This window comes from Kitasatospora sp. NPDC058492 (assembly GCF_042720685.1).
GTDB lineage: Bacteria > Actinomycetota > Actinomycetes > Streptomycetales > Streptomycetaceae > Kitasatospora.
The window spans coordinates 158,544-177,781 of record NZ_JBHXMU010000003.1 but is presented as its reverse complement, the minus strand read 5'-3'; the positions used below and the strand labels follow the sequence as shown (position 1 = coordinate 177,781).

The following is a 19,238-nucleotide window of genomic DNA, read 5'->3' as shown; positions in this document are numbered from 1 at the left end:
CCGACTTCCCGCATCCTGGAGCGCACGAGACGTGAGCAACATCCCCGAGACCGGCCGTACCCGGCGGGTGACGATCCGTCTGGTGGTGCTGCAGATCCTGGTCCTGTCGCTGCTCGCCACCCTCGGCGGACGGCTGTGGTACCTGCAGATCCGCAACGCCAGCGTCTACACCGCCAAGGCGACCGGCAACCACATCCGCGAGGTGGTCGAACCGGCCGTCCGCGGCGAGATCCTGGACGCCTCCGGGCGGATCCTGGCCGGCAACGAGGCCCGGCTGGTGGTCTCGGTCAGCCGCACCTCGCTGCTGCAGCAGAAGGACGGCGGCAAGGCGGTGCTCGGCCGGCTGGCCGAGGTGCTGGGGATGCCCGCCAAGGACGTGCAGGAGAAGACCCGGCTCTGCGACGCCAAGACCCCGCAGCCCTGCTGGAACGGCTCGCCCTACCAGCCGATCCCGGTCACCAAGGAGGCGACCACCCAGCAGGCGATGCAGATAATGGAGCGCCGAGAGGACTTCCCCGGGGTCACCGCGCAGCCCACCGCCGTGCGCCGCTACACCGGCGCCGAGGGCGCCAACATGGCGCAGGTGCTCGGCTACCTCTCGCCGGTCACCGACGAGGAGGTCAGCAAGACCGCCTCCAAGGCCGGCCTGGACCGCTACCTGCCGGCCGACCAGATCGGCCGGGCCGGCCTGGAGTCGGTGTACGACCGCGACCTGCGCGGCACCGCCGGCATCACCCAGCTGGAGGTGGACAACCTCGGCCGGGTGATCGGCACCGCCGGCACCGCCGCCCCGCAGACCGGCAACAACCTGGTCACCAGCATCGACGCCCGGGTGCAGAAGGTGGTCGAGGACAACCTGGCGCAGGCCATGGCCGACGCCCGGAAGACCTTCGACAAGGTCACCAACCGCAACTACGAGGCCGACTCCGGCGCCGCCGTGGTGATGGACGTCCACACCGGCCGGATCGTCGCGATGTCCAGTGCGCCGACCTACGACCCCAACCTCTGGGTGGGCGGCATCACCGGCAAGGACTACCAGTCGCTGACCAGCAAGGACTCCAACTTCCCGCTGCTGAACCGGGCCATACAGGGTCAGTCCGCCCCCGGCTCGACCTTCAAGGTCGTCTCCACCACCGCCGCCGTCGAGGCCGGCTACTCGCTGGACGGGACGTACGCGTGCCCGAAGAGCATGACCATCGGCGGCCGCGAGTTCAAGAACTTCGAGAGCGAGAACTTCGGCTCCATCTCCCTGGAGAAGGCGCTGGAGGTCTCCTGCGACACCGTCTTCTACGGCCTGGCGTACGACCAGTGGATGAAGGACGGCGGCATCAAGCCGAAGAAGGAGCCGGGCGACTGGTTCTTCAAGACCGCCCACCAGTTCGGCCTCGGCGCCAAGACCGGCATCGACCTGCCCAGCGAGGTCACCGGCCGGGTGCCGGACCGGCAGTGGAAGCAGTCCTTCTACGACAACAACAAGGACGCCTGGTGCGCGCAGGCGCAGAAGGGCGGCACCAGCTTCTCCGACCAGATCGCCAAGGAGAACTGCGTCGACGGCTACCAGATGCGCGCCGGTGACGCCGTCAACTTCGCGATCGGCCAGGGCGACACGCTCGTCACCCCGGTCCAGATGGCCCGGATCTACTCGGCGCTGGCCAACGGCGGCACCTTCTACCGGCCGACCGTCGCCAAGGCGGTGATAAGCCCGAGCGGGGACCTCGTCCGCGAGATCGCCCCGCACGAGGACGGCAAGTTCCCCGGCTCCCAGAAGCTGCTGAGCTACATCGACCAGGCCACCGCGGGCGTCATCACCGGCGGTACCGCCGCCTGGAAGTTCTCCGGCGCCGGCTGGCCGCAGAACAAGATCGAGCTGCACGCCAAGACCGGCACCGCCGAGGTCGAGGGCAAGCAGACCACCTCCTGGCTGACCACGTACAGCAAGGACTACGCGGTCGTCATGACGATAAGCCAGGGCGGCACCGGCTCCGGCGGCTCCGGCGACGCGGTTCGCCGGATCTACCAGGCGCTGTACGGCGTCGACGACAAGGGCAACATCGACAACGGCAAGGCGCTGCTGCCCGCGCCGCAGGCCGAACTGCCGAAGTTCAACCCGGACGGCACCGCGATCATCAAGCCGGCGGCCTACACCGTCGACACCGCCAACACCGCCGACACCGTCGGCCCGGTGCAGGCCGTCGCGGGCCCGGGCCTCCTGGCGTCGCCGGACCAGGCGCAGGGTCTGCCCGGCCCGGCGCCGGCCTTCCTGGAACAGGTGCCGGGCGAACCCGCCCCGGCCTCGGCCTTCCTGGACCCGGCGCAGCCGAACGACCGGCCCGCCCCGGGCACCGCGGCCGACGCCGCACTCGAACCGAACCGCGGCCCGGGAAGGGGGCGGGCATGACCTCCTACGGCTCCTACCGGCAACTGCGGCTGAGCCCGCAGCGCAGCGGGGTCTCCAAGGCCCTGGCCAAGGACTCCCCGCTGTGGCGGCTGGACTGGATACTGCTGCTCGCCGCGCTGGCCCTGTCGCTCGGCAGCTCCCTGCTGGTCTGGTCGGCCACCCGCGGCCGGGACTCGCTCACCCACGGCGACCCGCAGTACTTCCTGTACCGGCACCTGACCAACCTGGTCGTCGGGCTGGTGCTGTGCTCGGTGGTGATAGGGATAGGGAGCCGGCGCTTCCGCACCCTCGTGCCGTTCCTGTACATCGGCGTGATCCTGATGCTGCTCGCCACGCTCAGCCCGCTGGGCTCGACCATCAACGGCGCGCACTCCTGGATCCAGCTGGGCGGCGGCTTCTCCATCCAGCCCGCAGAGTTCGCGAAGCTCGGGATCGTGCTGGCGATGGCGGTCGTGCTGTCCGACCAGGTGGACGCGGGGGAGCGGGAGTACCCCTCGCACCGGGCGGTGTTCCGCGGCCTGGTCTGGGCCTTCCTGCCGATGTGCGTCGTGCTGCTGATGCCGGACGCCGGCTCGGTGATGGTGATGGCCGCGATCGTGCTGGGCATCCTGCTCGGCTCGGGGGCGGCCAACCGCTGGGTGCTCGGGCTGCTGGTGGCGGGCACCGGCGGGTGCGTGGCGATCTGGAAGCTCGGGGTGCTGAGCAAGTACCAGATCGACCGCTTCGCGGCCTTCGCCAACCCGCAGCTGGACCCCTCCGGCGTCGGCTACAACACCGCGCAGGCCCGGATCGCGATCGGCTCGGGCGGGCTGACCGGCAAGGGGCTGTTCCACGGGACGCAGACCACCGGGCAGTTCGTGCCGGAGCAGCAGACCGACTTCGTGTTCACGGTGGCCGGTGAGGAACTGGGCTTCGTCGGGGCGCTGGCGATCATCCTGCTGGTCGGCGTGGTGCTGTGGCGGGCCTGCCGGATCGCCCGGCAGGCGACCGACCTGTACGGGACGATCGTGGCCGCGGGGATCATCGCCTGGTTCTCCTTCCAGGCCTTCGAGAACATCGGGATGTGCCTGGGCATCATGCCGGTGGCGGGCATCCCGCTGCCGTTCGTCTCCTACGGGGGGTCGTCGATGTTCGCGGTCTGGATCGCGATCGGGCTGCTCCAGGCGGTCCGCAGCCAGCGGCCGATAGCGGCCTGAGCGGACTGTCCGTCCACGCGTTCGTCGGTCGAGGGCCGGCCCGGGAATTTCTCGGGTCGGCCCTTGGTGTTTTTCAACTGGGCGCTGTGGGTGGGTAGTTGTTGCCCGGTTGCGGCGGGCTGTGGCCCCGGTCAGAGCAGGCAGTCGGCGGCGGTGAGCGCCGCGCGGACCTGGTGGGCCAGCTGCTCCTGGACCGGCACCCAGCGGGCACCGAAGCGGTGGTGCAGCTGACCCAGGCTCTCGGTGACGATGTCGCGGGCCCGGCCCCGGGCCGCCGCCACGGTCGGACCGCCGCTGTCCGCCAGCAGCCGCAGCACCGTCGACGCCACCCGCAGCGGGATCCGGGCCGCGACGATCCCGGCGGTGGTCACCCGGGACACCGTGAGCGGCTCGGCGCACCAGCGGGCCAGCCACTCCTGGGCCACCGACGGGCAGAACTCCAGGGTGAACCCGGCCGCGCGCACCAGTGCGCCGTGCGCCGCCCGGGTGTGCGCGGGCACGTGGGCCAGCAGCCCGGAGAGCTCCTCGGCGCGCTCGCGCAGCGTCCGGGCCGCGGCGCCGACCGCCCGGTCCGCCGCCGGGTGCGGACGGCCGTCGCCGACCGCGTCCACGGCCCACATCGGCACCTCCAGCACGGCCGTCACCCCGCCGTGGCGGCCGGCGTACGACCAGGTGGACAGCTCCGGCTCGTCCGGCAGCGCCCGTGACCGGCCGGCGCCGTCCGCCGAGGGCATCAGATAGGTGCCGGGGAAGGGGCTGGCCCAGCCGACCGCGTCGAAGGGGTCGACGTCCAGCGGGATGCCGGCCCGGCGCACCGAGGCGGCGAAGAGTTCGGGCAGCCCGGGCACCGGAGCGGTCAGCTGGATGAAGGCGCCGCCGAAGTCCACCCCGTGCATCGAGCACTGCAGGAACGGGCGCAGCTCGTCGATCAGGCCGGTCAGCGCCAGGCTCTCCGGCATCGGGGGCCGGCCCGCGTCGGCGGCCGGCAGCAGTTCGGGCTGCTCCTCGAACGAGGGGCGGAAGAAGTGCTCGTAGTGCCGGCGCATGGTGAGCGGCCCGTCCAGCCAGCCCGCGTTGAGCGCGGCGCCGTCCGGGTCCAGGCAGAGCAGCAGGTGCCAGGACAGGCCGGGCCGGGTGGGGCGCGCCAGCAGCACCTCGGCCAGCCGCAGGGCGCCGGCCGTGCCGATCGGCTCGTTGGGGTGCGGGCCGCCGACGACCAGCACCGTGCGCGGGCCCCGGTCGACGGACAGCAGCAGCAGCGGGCGCCCGGCCCGCGAGCGGCCCACCTCGCGCAGCCGGCACCGCTCCGGGTGGCGCAGCGCGAGCCGCCGGGCCGCGGCCTCGGCCTGGGCCGGCGCGGGGTAGCGGGCCGCCCGGCTGCCGAGGGGCCGGGGCGGGCGGACCCGCCGGTCGGTGTCGGTCATGGCTCTCCTAGGGCGTGTCCCCTGGGGTGTGTTCGCGCGGCCGCCCGGCTCGTCGGGCCGCCGGGGCGCGCGGGGGCGCCGGCGGACGCGGCCTGCGGGGCCGGGGGCGGGGCCCTGCGCGCCGGGGACGGGTCGCCGGGGGGAGTCGGCGAGGGTTGAGCGTACGGCCCAACTCCCTTGTCCGGAAGGGGTGCAGAGGTCTCTGGCGAGGCCCTGTCAGTACCGCATGGGTGGTCCGGGCATGTCAACGGCGGACGGCGCCGGGCGGCGGGCGCGCACTGCGCGTGCCGGGGCGGGCCGGACCGGGGCGGCCGCGCCGGAGCGCGGGCGGGTGCCCGGCCCGGGCGGGGGGTGAGCCAGCGGGCCTTTCCCCGGATTGGGCTACCCTTGAGGGTCACCCCTCCCCGCCGTCGCCTGCCGATGCGCGCGGCACCGAATCACGTCGTAAGGGTTCCTAGTACATGACTGTCGAATCGGTCTTCCCACGCCTGGAGGCCCTCCTCCCGCACGTCCAGAAGCCGATCCAGTACGTCGGCGGCGAGCTCAACTCGACCGTCAAGGACTGGGACGCCTGCGACGTCCACTGGGCGCTGATGTACCCCGACGCCTACGAGGTCGGCCTGCCCAACCAGGGCGTCATGATCCTCTACGAGGTGCTCAACGAGCGCGAGGGCGTGCTCGCCGAGCGCACCTACAGCGTCTGGCCGGACCTCGAAGCGCTGATGCGCGAGCACGACGTCCCGCAGTTCACCGTGGACGCGCACCGCCCGGTGAAGGCCTTCGACGTGTTCGGCCTGTCGTTCTCCACCGAGCTCGGCTACACCAACATGCTGACCGCGCTCGACCTGGCCGGCATCCCGCTGGAGGCCAAGGACCGCACCGACGAGGACCCGATCGTCCTGGCCGGCGGCCACGCCGCGTTCAACCCCGAGCCGATCGCGGACTTCATCGACTGCGCGGTGGTCGGCGACGGCGAGCAGGCCGTGCTCGACATCACCGAGCTCGTCCGCGGCTGGAAGGCCGAGGGCCGCCCGGGCGGACGCGACGAGCTGCTGCTGCGCCTCGCCCGCACCGGCGGGGTGTACGTGCCGAAGTTCTACGACGTGGAGTACCTGGCCGACGGCCGGATCGGCCGCGTCGTGCCGAACGCCCCGGGCGTGCCGTGGCGGGTGTCCAAGCACACCGTGATGGACCTCGACGAGTGGCCCTACCCGAAGCAGCCGCTCGTCCCGCTCGCGGAGACCGTGCACGAGCGGATGTCCGTGGAGATCTTCCGCGGCTGCACCCGCGGCTGCCGCTTCTGCCAGGCCGGCATGATCACGCGCCCCGTGCGGGAGCGAAGCATCACCGGCATCGGCGAGATGGTGGAGCGCGGGCTGAAGGCGACCGGGTTCGAGGAGGTCGGCCTGCTGTCGCTGTCCAGCGCCGACCACACCGAGATCGGGGACATCGCCAAGGGCCTGGCCGACCGCTACAGCGACGACAAGATCGGCCTGTCGCTGCCGTCCACCCGCGTCGACGCCTTCAACATCGACCTCGCCAACGAGCTGTCGCGCAACGGCCGTCGCTCGGGCCTCACCTTCGCCCCCGAGGGCGGCAGCGAGCGCATGCGCAAGGTGATCAACAAGATGGTGTCGGAGGAGGACCTGATCCGCACCGTCGCCACCGCCTACGGCAACGGCTGGCGCCAGGTGAAGCTGTACTTCATGTGCGGCCTGCCCACCGAGACCGACGAGGACGTGCTCCAGATCGGCGCGATGGCGAAGAACGTCATCCAGAAGGGCCGCGAGGTCACCGGCCAGAACGACATCCGCTGCACCGTCTCCATCGGCGGGTTCGTGCCCAAGCCGCACACCCCGTTCCAGTGGGCCCCGCAGCTGTCCGCCGAGGCCACCGACGCCCGGCTGGCCAAGCTGCGCGACTCGATCCGCGGCGACCGTAAGTACGGCAAGAACATCGGCTACCGCTACCACGACGGCAAGCCCGGCATCGTCGAGGGCCTGCTGTCCCGCGGCGACCGCCGCATCGGCGCCGTCATCCGCGCCGTCTACGAGGACGGTGGCCGCTTCGACGGCTGGCGCGAGCACTTCTCCTACGACCGCTGGATGGCCTCCGCCGAGAAGGGCCTGGCCGGCACCGGCGTCGACGTCGACTGGTACACCACCCGCGAGCGCACCTACGAGGAGGTGCTGCCCTGGGACCACCTGGACAGCGGCCTCGACAAGGACTGGCTCTGGGAGGACTGGCAGGACGCCCTGGAGGAGGTCGAGGTCGACGACTGCCGTTGGACCCCGTGCTTCGATTGCGGCGTGTGCCCGCAGATGGACCTCAAGATCCAGATCGGTCCCACCGGGAAGAAGCTGCTGCCGCTGGCCGTGGTCAACGGGGCTGCCCCGCAGGGCTAGTTGATGGTGCGGGTGGTACGGATGGCGCGGATCGGGTGGGTCCGGGCCGCGTGACGTGCTCGAAGTGACGGATGGAGCCCTCCCCGGGAATCGGGGAGGGCTCCATGCGTTCGCCGAGCGGACGGCGGCCGGGGGCGTCGGGGTGCGGCTGACCAGGGGCGGGACGAGGGGGGTGGCGGGGCGCGTACCCTTTGAGGTGACAGAGTCCGGACAGCGGCGGCAGCCGTCGCGCCGGACGGGGACAACTGACTAAGGACTGAGCGACCCTGGCACGCCGTACGCCCGACGGTCCTCCGCCCGCGCCGACGGTGCAGCGGATCCGTCTCCGCTACACCAAGCGCGGCCGGCTCCGCTTCACCAGCCACCGCGACTTCCAGCGCGCTTTCGAGCGCGCCCTGCGCCGGTCCTCCGTGCCGATGGCCTATTCGGCCGGCTTCACCCCGCACCCGAAGGTGTCCTACGCCAACGCGGCCCCGACCGGGGTGGCGAGCGAGGCGGAGTACCTGGAGATCGGCCTGGCCGCCCTCCGTGACCCGGAGGAACTGCGGGCACAGCTGGACGAGTCGCTGCCGACCGGACTGGACGTGATCGATGCGGTCGAGGTCCGGACGCCGAACTTCGTGGAGCGCCTGGAGGCCTCCGAGTGGCTGGTCCGGCTGGACGGCGTCGAGCCGCAGGAGGCCGCCCGCGCGGTCGCGGTGTTCCTCGCCGCCGAGCGGGTCGAGGTCGAACGCGTGACCAAGAACGGCGTGCGGGTCTTCGACGCGCGCGGTCCGGTGGCGGCGCTCGAGATCGCCGCGCCGCAGGTCGTCGACGGTGCGGACACGGCGGCCGAAGCGGACCGCGATGTTCGGACCGGCCGTCCCTGTGCGATACTGCGCCTGGTAGTACGACACGCCACACCAGCCGTACGACCCGACGACGTATTGTCCGGTCTCCGTGTGACGGCCGACCTGGCGCCGCCGGTCCCCGCAGAGGTGACCAGGCTGGCGCAGGGGCCGCTCGACGAGGAGTCCGGCACGGTGACCGACCCGCTGGCGCTCGACCGCGCCGCGGCCCCGGCCGGCTGACAGCCGCCGGGGTGCGCGGGGCCGCGTCCGCCTGACGGGCGGAGGCCGGGTCCAGTGCCTCACTGGGCCCGACGGTCCTCCAGGTTCCCGCGGCTCCCCAGGGGAGCGAGCGTCGTCGCAGCACAGGCCGGCCACCTGAGGCCCGCCGACCAGGACGGTCGGTGGGCCCGGGAACCCCGTCCGGGAGCCACCCGGGGTTGGGGAACGGCGCAGCTTGGGAAAACCTCAGAAGACTGGTCAGACCAGAAGACTTTCGACACCCCGCCGTGCGGCGGGGCGCCGAGCGAGACTACGAGCCCCTGTGCGGCCTCGCGTCCGCGCGGCGGCACCGTGAAAGGGTCCGGCCCGAGCATCCTCGCGATGCCGGCCGGCCACGGGTGCCGTGCCGTGCCCGGATGTGGAGCCCGGGGGCCTGACGGGAGATCCACCCGCATGCTCGATAACACCGATCCGCAGCAGAACGCGGCGACGGAACAGAACGAGACCGCCCCGACCGGCGGCGAAGGCACCTCCGCGGCGCCGCCGCGCCGCCGTCGCCGTGCGGTGTCCCGCCCGGCGGGCACCCCGCAGGGTGCGGCCGCCGAGACGGCCGAGACGGTCGTCCAGGCCGAGGCACCCGCCGCCGAGGCGCAGGCCGCACCGGCCGCCGAGCCGGTGGCCGAGAAGCCGGTCCGGGCCCGCCGGACCCGCAAGCGCGCCGAGGCTCCGGCCGGGACGCCGGAGGCGACCCCGGTCGTGGTCACCGAGCCGGCCGCCGCCGAGGCGCCCGCCGCCGAGAAGACGGCGAAGACGAGCGCGAAGGCGACCGCGAAGCCGGTCGAGAAGGCCGCTGAGCCGGCCGCCGAGAAGGACGAGAAGGCGGAGAAGCCCGCCCGGGCCCGCCGCACCCGCAAGCGCGCCGAGGCGCCCGCCGGGGCGCCGGCCGCCGCCGAGACCCCGGCCGAGGAGCCCGCTGCCGCCGCCCCGGTGGCCGAGGCCCCCGCCGCCGAGCCGGCTGCCGAGGAGGCCCCCGCCGCTCCGGCCCGCCGGGCCCGTCGCCGCCGCGTGGTCGAGGCCGCGCCGGTCGTCGAGACCCCGGTCGAGGAGCCCGCCGCCGCGGAGGAGCCCGTCGAGGAGGAGCCGGTCGAGGAGGCCGTGGCCGTCCAGCCCGCGCCGGCCGCCGAGCCGACCCACCGGGTGCGCCGCCGTGCGGTCCGCCCGTCCACCGCGATCTTCCAGGCTCCGGTGTTCCAGGAGCCCGCCGCCGCCCCGGCCGCCACCCCGGCTCCCGCCGTGCAGCCGCAGGCGCAGCAGCAGCCCGCCGCCGCCCCGGCGCCGGTCGAGGCCCCGGCCGCCGCGCAGCGCGAGGAGGACGAGTTCGAGTACAGCGGCGTCGGCCGCCGCCGCCGGGTGCGCACCTCGGTGCGGGTGCAGCCGCCGAGCCGTTCGAAGGCCGCCGAGCGGAAGGCCGCCGAGCGGGCCGAGCGGGCGGAGAAGGCCGAGAAGGCCAAGGCCGTCGAGAGGGCGAAGGCCGCCGAGAAGGCGAAGCCGGTCGAGCGGGTCGTCGAGGTGCCGGTCGAGGCGCCCGTCGTCGAGGCCCCCGTCGCCGGTCCGGAGACCGAGGGCGAGTGGGAGGACGACCGTCCGTCGCGCCGTCGCCGTCGGGGCGGCCGCCGTCGTCGCCGTGGCGAGGCCGAGGAGTTCGAGGCCGAGGCCGTCGAGACCGGGCAGTCCGTCGTCGAGGAGCCGGCCGCGGACGTCGAGGAGGACGTCGAGGACGACGACGACCTGGCCGCCGGCCTGTCCTCGTCCCGCCGTCGTCGCCGTCGTCGCCGCCGCAGCGGTGAGGCCGGTGCCGTCGAGACCGCCGAGACCACCGAGGACGGGGTCCGCACGGTGGTGAAGGTGCGCGAGCCGCGCCGCCGTTCCACCGAGCCGTCCTTCGACCCGGACGAGGTGCAGTCCATCAAGGGCTCGACCCGTCTGGAGGCGAAGAAGCAGCGCCGCCGCGAGGGCCGCGAGCTGGGCCGCCGCCGGGTGCCGATCATCACCGAGGCCGAGTTCCTGGCCCGCCGCGAGTCGGTCGAGCGCGTCATGGTGGTGCGCCAGAACGGCCAGCGGACCCAGATCGGCGTCCTCGAGGACGGCGTGCTGGTCGAGCACTACGTCAACAAGGAGCAGGCCACCTCGTACGTCGGCAACGTCTACCTGGGCAAGGTCCAGAACGTGCTGCCGTCGATGGAGGCCGCCTTCGTCGACATCGGCAAGGGCCGCAACGCCGTGCTGTACGCCGGCGAGGTCAACTTCGGTGCGCTGGGCCACGGTGGCCCGCGCCGGATCGAGTCGGTGCTGAAGTCCGGCCAGTCCGTGCTGGTGCAGGTCTCCAAGGACCCGATCGGCCACAAGGGCGCCCGCCTGACCAGCCAGATCTCGCTGCCCGGCCGCTACCTGGTCTACGTGCCCGAGGGCTCGATGACCGGTATCTCGCGCAAGCTCCCCGAGAACGAGCGCGCCCGCCTGAAGCAGATCCTCAAGAAGATCGTCCCGGACGACGCGGGCGTCATCGTGCGTACCGCCGCCGAGGGCGCCTCCGAGGAGGAGCTGACCCGCGACGTCCAGCGGCTGCAGCAGCAGTGGGAGGACATCCAGAAGAAGGCCGCGACCGGCAACGCCCCCGCGCTGCTGTACGGCGAGCCGGACATGACCGTCCGGGTCGTCCGCGACATCTTCAACGAGGACTTCACCAAGGTCATCGTCTCCGGCGACGAGGCGTGGAGCACCATCCACGACTACGTCTCCAACGTGGCCCCGGACCTCGCCGGGCGGCTCCAGCGGTGGACCTCCGAGGTGGACGTGTTCGCCACCTACCGGATCGACGAGCAGCTGATGAAGGCGCTGGACCGCAAGGTCTGGCTGCCCAGCGGCGGTTCGCTGGTGATCGACCGCACCGAGGCGATGGTCGTCATCGACGTCAACACCGGGAAGTTCGTCGGCCAGGGCGGCAACCTGGAGGAGACGGTCACCCGCAACAACATCGAGGCGGCCGAGGAGATCGTGCGCCAGCTGCGGCTGCGCGACCTCGGCGGCATCATCGTGATCGACTTCATCGACATGGTGCTGGAGTCCAACCGGGACCTGGTGCTGCGCCGCCTGCTGGAGTGCCTGGGCCGGGACCGGACCAAGCACCAGGTGGCCGAGGTCACCTCGCTGGGCCTGGTCCAGATGACCCGCAAGCGGGTCGGCCAGGGCCTGCTGGAGTCCTTCTCCGAGCCGTGCGTGCACTGCAACGGCCGCGGCGTGATCGTTCACATGGAGCAGCCGAGCGCCCACGTCCACACCCCGGCCGTGTCGGCCGAGGCGGCCGCGGGCAGCAGCAAGCGCCGTCGCCGGGGCAAGGGCGGGGCGGCCGCCGAGGAGCCGCAGGCCGTCGAGGCCGCGGTGGCCGAGGTGGTCGTCGAGGGCGAGCCGGTGCGCGAGGAGATCGAGGGCCAGCTGGCCCTGGAGGTCCCGGGCGTCGAGGCGGAGGCCGTCGAGGAGGCCCCGGCCGCCCAGCCGGACCTGGTCGAGATCCCCGCCGCCGCGGCGGCTCCGGCCGGCCGCACCCGCCGCCGCGCGGTCCGCAAGGCGACGGCTCCGGCCGGGGCGCCGGGCGAGGCCGAGATCGTGGTGCTCCAGGCGCGGGCCGACGCGGCGCTGGAGGCGGCCCTGGAGGCTGCCACCCCGGCCGCCCCGGCCGTGGTGACCCCCGAGGCCGTCGAGGCCGTGGAGGCCGTCGTCGAGGCGCCCGCGGAGGAGACCCCGGCCGTCGAGACCGCGGAGGCCGTCGTCGAGGCCCCGGCGGAGGAGGCCCCGGCCGCCGAGGCCGAGGCCGAGGAGCCGTCCGCGGAGGAGGCTCCGGCGCCCAAGAAGCGGGCCGCCCGCAAGACCGCCGCGAAGAAGACCGCCGCCAAGAAGACGACCACGGCGGCCAAGAAGACCACCGCCCGCAAGACCGCGACCAAGCGGACGAGCGCGGCGGCCAAGAAGGCGGCGGCCGCCGAAGGTGATACGGCGGCCGAGTAGTGCCCACGCGCCCGGGGCGGGACCCTTCCCGCCCCGGGCCGTACGGGCCGGTTTGCCCCCCGGGCGGCCGGTCCGTATTCTTGACCCTCGGCGTGTCTACGCCACACGCTCCCGAGCACATCACCTTCCCGAAGCGCCGCGTTCGCGCGGCAGCGGGCGGGGAGAGGCCCCTGTGTCCGTACCCAGGCGGCTGGCGTCGGGAGTTCCGACCGAGTAAGGAAAGCAGGTACCGCATGTACGCGATCGTTCGCGCAGGCGGCCGCCAGCACAAGGTCGCCGTCGGCGACGTGCTGGAGATCGACCGTATCGAGGCCAAGCCGGGTGACTCGGTCGAGCTCTCGACCATCCTGATCGTCGACGGCGAAGCCGTCACGTCCGACCCGTGGGTCCTGGCCGGTGTGAAGACCCACGCCGAGGTCGTCGACCAGACCAAGGGTGACAAGATCATCATCCTGCGCTACAAGAACAAGACCGGCTACCGCCGTCGCCAGGGTCACCGTCAGAAGCACACCGCGGTGCGCATCACCAGCATCGACTCGGTCAGCAAGTAAGGGGATAGCGAGATATGGCACACAAGAAGGGCGCAAGCTCTACCCGTAACGGCCGTGACTCGAACGCCCAGCGCCTCGGCGTGAAGCGCTTCGGCGGCCAGGTCGTCTCCGCCGGCGAGATCCTCGTGCGCCAGCGCGGCACCCACTTCCACCCGGGTGCGGGCGTCGGTCGCGGTGGCGACGACACCCTGTTCGCGCTGACCGCCGGTGCCGTGCAGTTCGGCACCCGCCGCGGCCGCAAGGTCGTCAACATCGTGGCCGTCGAGGCCTGAGTCACACCAGACTCACAGTGAAGGGTGGGCCGGAATGTTCCGGTCCACCCTTCATGCTTTACGCAGGTAGCAGCAGACTTTCGCACACTGGAGGCACACCATGACCACCTTCGTGGACCGCGTCGAACTTCACGTCGCCGCGGGTAACGGGGGCCACGGCTGCGCCTCCGTGCACCGGGAGAAGTTCAAGCCGCTCGGCGGCCCCGACGGCGGCAACGGCGGTGAGGGCGGCAGCGTCATCCTCACCGTCGACGCGCAGGTCACCACTCTGCTGGAGTACCACCACTCGCCCAAGCGCAAGGCCACCAACGGCAAGCCCGGCGCGGGCGGCCACCGCACCGGCGCGGACGGCGGCGACCTCGTCCTGCTGGTGCCGGACGGCACCGTGGTGCTGGACCGCAACGGCGAGGTGCTGGCCGACCTGGTCGGGCACGGCACCAGCTTCGTCGCCGCCCAGGGCGGCCGCGGCGGCCTCGGCAACTCCGCGCTGTCCTCGGCCCGCCGCAAGGCGCCCGGCTTCGCGCTGCTCGGCGAGCCCGGCGAGGCCCGCGACATCGTGATGGAGCTCAAGTCCGTCGCCGACGTGGCCCTGGTGGGCTACCCGAGCGCCGGCAAGTCCTCGCTGATCTCGGTGCTCTCGGCGGCCAAGCCGAAGATCGCGGACTACCCGTTCACCACCCTGATCCCCAACCTCGGCGTGGTCACCGCCGGCGACACCGTGTACACCATCGCCGACGTGCCCGGCCTGATCCCCGGCGCCAGCCAGGGCCGCGGCCTGGGCCTGGAGTTCCTGCGGCACGTCGAGCGCTGCTCGGTGCTGGTGCACGTGCTGGACTGCGCCACCCTGGAGCCCGGCCGCGACCCGCTGACCGACCTGGAGACCATCGAGGCCGAACTGGCCGAGTACGGCGGTCTGGAGGAGCGCCCGCGCCTGGTCGCGCTCAACAAGGTGGACGTGCCGGACGGCCAGGACATCGCCGACCTCACCCGGGAGTCCCTGGAGGAGCGCGGCTACCAGGTGTTCGAGGTCTCCGCCGCCTCCCGCAAGGGCCTGCGCGAGCTGAACTTCGCGCTGGCGCAGATCGTCGCCGAGGCCCGCGCCGCCAAGCCGGTCGAGGAGTCGACCCGGATCGTGCTGCGGCCCAAGGCCGTGGACGACGAGGGCTTCACCATCACCGAGGAGGACGGCGCCTACCGCATCCGCGGCACCAAGCCGGAGCGCTGGGTCCGCCAGACCGACTTCTCCAACGACGAGGCCGTCGGCTACCTCGCCGACCGGCTGGCCCGCCTCGGCGTCGAGGACAAGCTGTGGAAGGTCGGGGCGCACGAGGGCGACACCGTCATCATCGGCCCGGACGAGAACGCCGTCGTCTTCGACTGGGAGCCGACCATGGCCGCCGGCGCCGAGATGCTCGGCCGCCGCGGTGAGGACCACCGCCTGGAGAGCCCGCGCCCGGCGGTCGACCGCCGCCGCGAGAAGCAGAAGGGCCGGGACGCGGCCGAGGCCGAGTTCCTCGCCTTCGAGGCGCTCTCCAGCACCCGCCCGGCCGCCATCGACGAGGGCGACGACGAGGAGTGACCCGGCCGGCCGGGACGCGTCCTGAGCCGGCCCGGGCGAACGGCCCCCACCACCCTCCGGGGCGGTGGGGGCCGTTCGCGTGTCCGGCCCCCGTCCGGAACTGACGGAGCGTCACTTCGCTCGGGAGGCCCGGGGCTTCAGCGGGTCGGCCGGGCCGTGCCGGCCGTCCGGACCGGCGGCCCGGCCGTGGCGGCGCCGGTCCAGCCGGTGAAACACCCTGCGGGCGACCTGCGCGGATCGCGTAGATTTCGGGAGTGACGGCCGGGCCCGGCCCGCCGCACCCGCACCACATCGGAAGGGCGTACAGCGAGATGAGCGAGGACTCACTGCGCGAGGAGGTGCTGACCGCCCGGCGGATCGTCGTCAAGGTCGGCTCCTCCTCCCTCACCACGGCGGCCGGCGGCCTGGACGCCGACCGGGTCGACGCCCTGGTGGACGCGCTGGCCAAGGTGCGCAGCCGCCCGGACGCGCCAGAGGTCGTCCTCGTCTCCTCCGGCGCCATCGCCGCCGGCCTGGCCCCGCTCGGCCTGGACCAGCGGCCCAAGGACCTGGCCCGCCAGCAGGCCGCCGCCAGCGTCGGCCAGGGCCTGCTGGTCGCCCGCTACACCGCCTCCTTCGCCCGGTACGGCATCCGGGTCGGCCAGGTGCTGCTCACCGCCGAGGACGCCAGCCGGCGCGCCCACTACCGCAACGCCTACCGCACCCTCGACCAGCTGCTGGCGATGGGTGCGATGCCGATCGTCAACGAGAACGACACCGTCGCCACCGCCGAAATCAAGTTCGGGGACAACGACCGGCTGGCCGCGCTGGTCGCCCACCTGGTCCGGGCCGACCTGCTCGTGCTGCTCTCCGACGTGGACGGCCTCTACGACGGCGACCCGGCCCGGCCCGGCACCAGCCGGATCGACCAGGTGAGCGGCCCGCACGACCTCGACGGCGTCGAGATCGGCAGCGCGGGCAAGGCCGGCGTCGGCACCGGCGGCATGGTCACCAAGGTCGAGGCGGCCCGGATCGCCACCGGCGCGGGCATCCCGGTGGTGCTCACCGCCGCCAGCCAGGCCGCCGACGCGCTGGCCGGACGGCGCACCGGCACCCTGTTCCTGCGCACCGGCAGCCGCACCTCCGACCGGATGCTCTGGCTGGCCCACGCGAGCAGCCCGCGCGGCGCCCTGCACCTCGACGCGGGCGCCGTCACGGCCGTCGTCTCCGGCGGCGCCTCGCTGCTGCCCGCCGGGGTCACCAAGGTGGACGGGGAGTTCACGGCGGGTGATCCGGTGGACCTTCTTGCCGAAAACGGCCACATCGTGGCTCGCGGACTGGTCAACTTTGATGCGAGGGAGTTGCCCCGCCTGCTCGGCCGGTCCACCCGCGACCTGGCCCAGGAGTTCGGCGCCGCGTACGAGCGTGAGGTCGTCCACCGCGACGACCTGGTCGTTCTGCGCGGCTGACCGGCCGGTGTGCCGGTACCGGCCGATCGGTTGAGCGCGGTCGGCGGGCCGCCCCGTACGGGGAGTGGCCCGGCCGCGGGCGAGGAGCGGTGCAGCCGTACCGGTCGGCCGCGGGCCGGCGGGTCCGGTGCGGGGGACGACACGACATCGCCGAACAGGAGGCCGCCGGTGGAACGCAGAAGCGAGGCAACGCTGACCGCAGGGACGGCGGGCCGGCGGCTGACCAGCATCGACGGCGGACGCGGGGACGGACCCGCCGAGCCGGCCGGTCCGCCGCCGCAGGGGCCCGGCAGGACGCGCAGGCCGCGGTCGCAGCACGCGGACCCGGGGGAGCCGCCCACCGTGCCCGAGCAGGCCAGGCTCTGGCACGTGGTGCTGAGCGTGTCCGGGCAGGTCACCCCGCTGTCCTCGCTGCGCGTCTCGCTGGAGCGGCTGGCGCACGACCACTCGTTCTTCCTCACCGCCCGCTACGCCGCCGACCACGCCGAGATCCGGTACTGGGAGCAGGCCCGGGACCTGCACGACGCGGCGGCGATCGCGCTGCGGCTGTGGGGCGAGCACAAGGTCACCGCGAACCTGCCGCCGTGGGAGATCGTCGGCCTGGAGGTGGTCGACCGGGCGACGTACCACAAGCGGGTGGCGGAGGGCTTCGGCGATCCGCCGCCGCACCTGGGCGGGGTGCACCCGTACTGAGGGGGGTGAGGCGCAGGGGAGAACCGTCTCACCGGGCCGTCCCGCCAGGCGAAATGGCCGCTCGGCGGGCCCTGCGCAGTCGCTACCCTTGGCGCATGACCAGCGACCTCGCCACCGCCGACAGCCCCGTCCTCGCCGTAGCGCGCCGAGCCCGGGAGGCCGCCGCCGCGCTCGCCCCGCTGCCGCGCAAGGCGAAGGACGCCGCGCTGCTGGCGATCGCGGACGCCCTGGTGGCCCGCAGCGCCGAGATCACCGCCGCCAACGCCGAGGACGTGGCCCGGGCCCGCGCGGCCGGCACCGCCGAGTCGGTGATCGACCGGCTGAGCCTCGACCACGAGCGGATTGCCGCGATCGCCTCCGACGTGCGCGACGTCGTCGGCCTGCCCGACCCGGTCGGCGAGGTCCTGCGCGGCTACACCCTGCCCAACGGCCTGGACGTGCGCCAGGTGCGGGTGCCGCTCGGCGTGGTCGGCATCATCTACGAGGCCCGGCCGAACGTCACGGTGGACGCCGCCGCGCTCTGCCTCAAGTCCGGCAACGCCGTGCTGCTGCGCGGCTCGGCCTCCGCCTACCGCTCCAACACCGCGCTGGTCGCCGTCCTGCGGGACGCGGTCGCCGCGGCCGGGCTGCCCGCCGACGCCGTCCAGCTCGTCCCGGGCGAGAGCCGGGACTCCGTCCAGGAGCTGATGCGCGCCCGCGGCCTGGTCGACGTGCTGATCCCGCGCGGCGGGGCCTCGCTGATCCGCACGGTGGTCGAGGGCTCGACCGTGCCGGTGATCGAGACCGGCACCGGCAACTGCCACGTCTACGTGGACGCGCAGACCGACCTGGCGATGGCCGTCGGCATCCTGCTGAACTCCAAGGCGCAGCGGGTCAGCGTCTGCAACGCGGCCGAGACGCTGCTCGTCCACCAGGACGTCGCGGACGCCTTCCTGCCGCTCGCGCTGGCCGCCCTCGCCGAGGCCGGGGTGACCGTGCACGGCGACGACGCGGTGCTCAAGGCCGCCGAGGGCGGCGCCGCCACCGTGGTGCCCGCCACCGACGAGGACTGGGGCGCCGAGTACCTGTCCTACGACCTGGCCGCGGCCGTGGTGCCCTCGCTGGACGCCGCCGTCGAGCACATCCGCCGCTGGTCCTCCGGCCACACCGAGGCGATCGTCACCACCTCGCAGGCCGCCGCCCGGCGCTTCACCCGGTTGGTCGACTCGACCACGGTGGCCGTCAACGCCTCCACCCGCTTCACCGACGGCGCCGAGTTCGGCTTCGGCGCGGAGATCGGCATCTCCACCCAGAAGCTGCACGCCCGCGGCCCGATGGGCCTGCCCGAGCTGACCAGCACCAAGTACATCGTCACTGGTGACGGGCACGTGCGCGGCGAGGCGACGCAGACCGTGGGCGGGGACGCGGACGTGCGCTGAGCGCGGCCCGCGCGGCGGGCCGGCCGGGCCCCGGGGCGGTCGGCAGCGGCCCGCGTCACACGTGTGACGGACCAACTGCGATGAGCCACAGACAAATCGGCCGCCCGGTAATACGCTGAATCCGTGGCTGACGATGTGGGGGGCTCGCCGTACCCCGACGGCGCCGACCACGGTGGTGCGGACGACGAGTTCGCCACCGTGGTCTTCGATGAGGCCTTCGTCCGGTCCGCCGCCGTGCACGAGCCGACGGCCAAGGAGCGGCAGCTCGCCGCCGCCGAGGCCCGGTTCGAGCCGGACACCGCGGGCCCGGTCTGGGGCTATGACGTCACCGCAGGGGACGGGCTGCCGCTGGAGCTGCGCCCGCACCCGAGCGGACTGGACGACGACCACCTGTACCCCGATCCCTGGTCGGGCCCCGGCCGGGCGACCGGCCGCCCGGGCCGGCGCCGACGCGGCTACGACCCGGGGCGCGGTCGCGGGCGGTACGTGGCCCAGCAGCGCTGGCACCGGCCGGTGGCCTGGGTGCTCGCCGTGATCATGGGCGTGAGCCTGGTGGCCGTCGCGGTCGCGGCGATCTACCAGGGCGTGGGCGGCTCCTCCGGCGCGCCCCGGCGCCCGGAGTCCGGCAGCAGCAGCCCCGGGACCGACCCGAGGCCCGCGCCGGCCGAGCCGTCGCTCGTGGTCACGGCACCTGCGGGGTGACGTCGTAGGGCGTGGCGCAGGGGTGGTGCGCGCCGGGGCGG

At 73.6% G+C, this 19,238-nt stretch carries 13 protein-coding genes; 12 read left to right on the top strand and 1 reads right to left on the bottom strand.

The features are described from left to right. Positions 1-31: 31 nt before the first annotated feature. Both mrdA and rodA read left to right on the top strand, forming a co-directional pair. A complete protein-coding gene (gene mrdA / locus ACFWPI_RS03510) occupies positions 32-2,398 on the top strand; it encodes a penicillin-binding protein 2 (protein WP_380371256.1) in 2,367 nt (788 codons plus the stop codon). Beyond that, positions 2,395-3,594 carry a rod shape-determining protein RodA gene (gene rodA, locus ACFWPI_RS03505; protein WP_063347559.1) on the top strand — a complete coding sequence of 400 codons (1,200 nt, stop codon included), beginning with the start codon at positions 2,395-2,397 and terminating at the stop codon, positions 3,592-3,594. The genes mrdA and rodA overlap by 4 nt, the downstream gene beginning before the upstream one ends. A gap of 131 nt (positions 3,595-3,725) precedes the next feature. On the opposite strand, the gene ACFWPI_RS03500 is transcribed toward rodA, so the two are convergent. Continuing rightward, positions 3,726-5,018, bottom strand: a complete 1,293-nt coding sequence (locus ACFWPI_RS03500) for a M14 family zinc carboxypeptidase (protein WP_380371259.1) — start codon at positions 5,016-5,018, stop codon at positions 3,726-3,728. 461 nt (positions 5,019-5,479) lie between these two features. Between ACFWPI_RS03500 and ACFWPI_RS03495 the strand changes: the two genes are divergently transcribed. The 10 genes from ACFWPI_RS03495 (at position 5,480) to ACFWPI_RS03450 (ending at position 19,197) form a co-directional block, all read left to right on the top strand. Further along, positions 5,480-7,423 (top strand): TIGR03960 family B12-binding radical SAM protein, encoded by a 1,944-nt coding sequence (locus tag ACFWPI_RS03495; protein ID WP_063347557.1) that lies wholly within the window; start codon positions 5,480-5,482, stop codon positions 7,421-7,423. A gap of 308 nt (positions 7,424-7,731) precedes the next feature. Next, complete coding sequence (locus ACFWPI_RS03490; protein ID WP_063347556.1) at positions 7,732-8,493, top strand: TIGR03936 family radical SAM-associated protein; 762 nt, start codon at positions 7,732-7,734, stop codon at positions 8,491-8,493. Between the two features lie 432 nt (positions 8,494-8,925). Beyond that, on the top strand, positions 8,926-12,534 hold the full coding sequence (locus ACFWPI_RS03485) for a ribonuclease E/G (RefSeq protein ID WP_380371263.1): 3,609 nt from the start codon (positions 8,926-8,928) through the stop codon (positions 12,532-12,534). A gap of 233 nt (positions 12,535-12,767) precedes the next feature. Further along, on the top strand, positions 12,768-13,085 hold the full coding sequence (gene rplU, locus ACFWPI_RS03480) for a 50S ribosomal protein L21 (RefSeq protein ID WP_063347554.1): 318 nt from the start codon (positions 12,768-12,770) through the stop codon (positions 13,083-13,085). A gap of 14 nt (positions 13,086-13,099) precedes the next feature. After that, on the top strand, positions 13,100-13,357 hold the full coding sequence (rpmA, locus tag ACFWPI_RS03475; protein WP_030309712.1) for a 50S ribosomal protein L27: 258 nt from the start codon (positions 13,100-13,102) through the stop codon (positions 13,355-13,357). A gap of 100 nt (positions 13,358-13,457) precedes the next feature. Then, positions 13,458-14,936, top strand: a complete 1,479-nt coding sequence (gene obgE / locus ACFWPI_RS03470; RefSeq protein WP_063347553.1) for a GTPase ObgE — start codon at positions 13,458-13,460, stop codon at positions 14,934-14,936. 311 nt (positions 14,937-15,247) lie between these two features. Continuing rightward, positions 15,248-16,384: a glutamate 5-kinase gene (proB, locus tag ACFWPI_RS03465; RefSeq protein ID WP_063347552.1), complete on the top strand. Its 1,137-nt coding sequence runs from the start codon at positions 15,248-15,250 to the stop codon at positions 16,382-16,384. A 168-nt stretch (positions 16,385-16,552) separates the two neighbouring features. Further along, positions 16,553-17,077 carry a hypothetical protein gene (locus tag ACFWPI_RS03460; RefSeq protein WP_380371267.1) on the top strand — a complete coding sequence of 175 codons (525 nt, stop codon included), beginning with the start codon at positions 16,553-16,555 and terminating at the stop codon, positions 17,075-17,077. 95 nt (positions 17,078-17,172) lie between these two features. Continuing rightward, complete coding sequence (locus ACFWPI_RS03455; protein WP_380371269.1) at positions 17,173-18,495, top strand: glutamate-5-semialdehyde dehydrogenase; 1,323 nt, start codon at positions 17,173-17,175, stop codon at positions 18,493-18,495. 123 nt (positions 18,496-18,618) lie between these two features. Further along, complete coding sequence (locus ACFWPI_RS03450) at positions 18,619-19,197, top strand: hypothetical protein (RefSeq protein WP_063347549.1); 579 nt, start codon at positions 18,619-18,621, stop codon at positions 19,195-19,197. Positions 19,198-19,238 lie beyond the last annotated feature (41 nt).

What these genes read in the sequence shown, in the direction of transcription:
- proB (WP_063347552.1), top strand. Translation starts at nt 15,248, where the DNA reads ATGAGCGAGGACTCACTGCGCGAGGAGGTGCTGACCGCCCGGCGGATC.
- ACFWPI_RS03495 (WP_063347557.1), top strand. Translation starts at nt 5,480, where the DNA reads ATGACTGTCGAATCGGTCTTCCCACGCCTGGAGGCCCTCCTCCCGCAC.
- rplU (WP_063347554.1), top strand. Translation starts at nt 12,768, where the DNA reads ATGTACGCGATCGTTCGCGCAGGCGGCCGCCAGCACAAGGTCGCCGTC.
- rpmA (WP_030309712.1), top strand. Translation starts at nt 13,100, where the DNA reads ATGGCACACAAGAAGGGCGCAAGCTCTACCCGTAACGGCCGTGACTCG.
- obgE (WP_063347553.1), top strand. Translation starts at nt 13,458, where the DNA reads ATGACCACCTTCGTGGACCGCGTCGAACTTCACGTCGCCGCGGGTAAC.
- rodA (WP_063347559.1), top strand. Translation starts at nt 2,395, where the DNA reads ATGACCTCCTACGGCTCCTACCGGCAACTGCGGCTGAGCCCGCAGCGC.
- ACFWPI_RS03485 (WP_380371263.1), top strand. Translation starts at nt 8,926, where the DNA reads ATGCTCGATAACACCGATCCGCAGCAGAACGCGGCGACGGAACAGAAC.
- ACFWPI_RS03500 (WP_380371259.1), bottom strand. Translation starts at nt 5,018, where the DNA reads ATGACCGACACCGACCGGCGGGTCCGCCCGCCCCGGCCCCTCGGCAGC.
- ACFWPI_RS03455 (WP_380371269.1), top strand. Translation starts at nt 17,173, where the DNA reads ATGACCAGCGACCTCGCCACCGCCGACAGCCCCGTCCTCGCCGTAGCG.